At 59.4% G+C, this 2,080-nt stretch carries 2 protein-coding genes and 1 pseudogene; all 3 read right to left on the reverse strand.

Features of this window, described 5'->3' with window-relative positions:
• Positions 1-123: 123 nt before the first annotated feature.
• Positions 124-624, reverse strand: a pseudogene (locus tag F6X42_RS42415) (IS6 family transposase); the annotation flags it as partial.
• A gap of 149 nt (positions 625-773) precedes the next feature.
• Entirely contained in the window at positions 774-1,529 is a 756-nt protein-coding gene (locus F6X42_RS42420) for a tyrosine-protein phosphatase (protein ID WP_187639703.1), read from the reverse strand.
• Positions 1,530-1,540: 11 nt separating this feature from the next.
• Positions 1,541-1,834, reverse strand: coding sequence for a phytanoyl-CoA dioxygenase family protein (locus F6X42_RS42425; RefSeq protein WP_187639704.1), 294 nt, complete (start codon positions 1,832-1,834; stop codon positions 1,541-1,543).
• Positions 1,835-2,080: the final 246 nt, after the last annotated feature.

The raw sequence follows: 2,080 nt of genomic DNA on the forward strand, positions 1-2,080 counted from the left end.
GGCCTCCGTGCCGGAAATCGCCGGGTGTGGCGCTGTCCACACCGTGCGGCTCTGGCAGCAATGCTAACCCGCGTCTGATTCGTCACGGCTGGCCAGCCCCTGCCTCACGGAAAGTCATACTGCCTTGTTCTGGCGGATTTTGATCTGCTTTTCACGTCCGGCATTGATGGCTTCGAGGGCGGCCGCATCCGCCCCCGCTCATCTCGAGCGTTACGCTTTCGGGTTCGCCGTTCCGGGCGATCGATTTCTCGAAATGGCGCTGTGGGCAGCCTTGTCAGGATGGGCTCGCAGCAGGAAATCGATTGTGCTGCCTGCCTTGTCCACGGCGCGGCATAAGTACTTCCATTGTCCTTTGACCTTGATGTATGTCTCGTCCATACGTCGGCTCTCGCCAACGGGACGTTTGCGACGGCGAAATGCCTTCTCAAGCACCGGTAGCAGCTTGATGGTCCAGCGGTGTACGGTCGAGTGATCGACCGAAATGCCGCGCACAGCCATCATTTCTTCGAGATGCCGCAGACTCAACGGATACGCCACGTACCAGCGCACGCACGTTAGGATCACATCGAGCGGATAATGCAGGCGTTTGAGCACTCGGGCCACCGCTGGATTTACGGTCGTCATCAGGCTATCGGTCGTTCAGGTTGTTCCGCCATCATAGCCGAACGCGTTGGTGCGACAGAACCAAACTTTTTACACCCTCGCATGCCGTTCAATACCACCTCCCGATACGGCGCCTGCTCCTCGCATCGTTTCAAGATCGGACGTTCCGTTCATTCCAGCAAGGTATCCCGTAACCGGCATAGTTGCGACCGGTCAAGCCCGGCTGTTTCTTCGAGATAACGATCGACCGAGCCGTGGCTTGCTGCCATCGCAGAGAACGCCTCATCCAGGTAGCGCTCCTCGACACCGGCGACCACATCGATGATCGACGCATCGACCATGCCGCCGAAGTGGATCGTCATCGCCCGCACAGCGGATTCACGCAGCTGTTCCCTACAAGCCCCTCCCAGGTACTCGCGATAGATCGTCTCGCGCGAGACTCCCAGCGCATGGAGGACGATCGCCGCCAGAAAGCCGGTTCGGTCCTTGCCTGCCGTGCAATGAAAAATCACCGGCAAACAGTCGCCATCGGCAAGCCGTGCAAACAGTCCCCGCAGTGGCCGGGCAAACGCCGCGGGCAAATTCCGGTAAGTCTGCAGCATCATGCGACGCGCGCCCTCCGGGTTCGGTTCGCGCTTCAGGATTTCGAGTAGTGTCGTGTCCCCCGCACGCAGATCGGCACTGATGTCGATGTGCATCTCCTCCACGCCTTGGTCGTGGAGCCACCGGTTCGGCGCCGCTTTGCGCTCCCCATCGCTGCGCAGATCGCAAATCAGGCGAATCCCCAGTTTCGCGACGATGTCGAGGTCGCGCACGGTCAGCGCTGAAAGGCTGCCCGAACGGAAGATGCGGCCGCGGCGGATGCGACGACCGTCCCGCGTGGGCATTCCGCCCAAATGACGGAAGTTCGGCGCTCCGTCGAGCACAAGATTGGTACTCATATTTTCCGATCATCCCGACCAATACCAGCGTGCCATTCAAATGCAAGTTTCGACGTCTTGCGCGACGCGAGCGACTCCATACGAAATGGAAAGTCGTCGAGGCTCTTGCCGTTGTATCGAGCAACGGGATCGTCTGGGGCAATCACGCCAAGTTGCGAAAGCTCATCGAGAAATACTCTGCGCAACCGGCCAACTGCTTTGGTGTCGAGCACGTCCCGGAAGAACCAGTACCCATCGCGGTCCCACGCCGCCTGGAGGGCCGTGCGATCGTCAAGAATATCGTTCGACACGTGGAGTTCCTGCATTGCCGGCAGTACGCCAGTATCCAATGTCGCGTTCGTCTCGTCTCCTTACTGTTCGCCGCAGTTCGTTCGCGCGGTCGACCTTTCCACCTGTGGATTGGTGGATTGTGACTATTCAGCCGGTGTTGTAAACAGCGGCTGAACCTGGCATAGTTGCGGCATGAAGAAGAGTGCCGAGCTCCAGGTTCCCGATCTCAAGACGCTGACGCACGAGCAGAAGGATGCGCTCATCAT

This window comes from Paraburkholderia podalyriae (assembly GCF_014397785.1).
GTDB classification, from domain to species: Bacteria; Pseudomonadota; Gammaproteobacteria; order Burkholderiales; family Burkholderiaceae; genus Paraburkholderia; species Paraburkholderia podalyriae.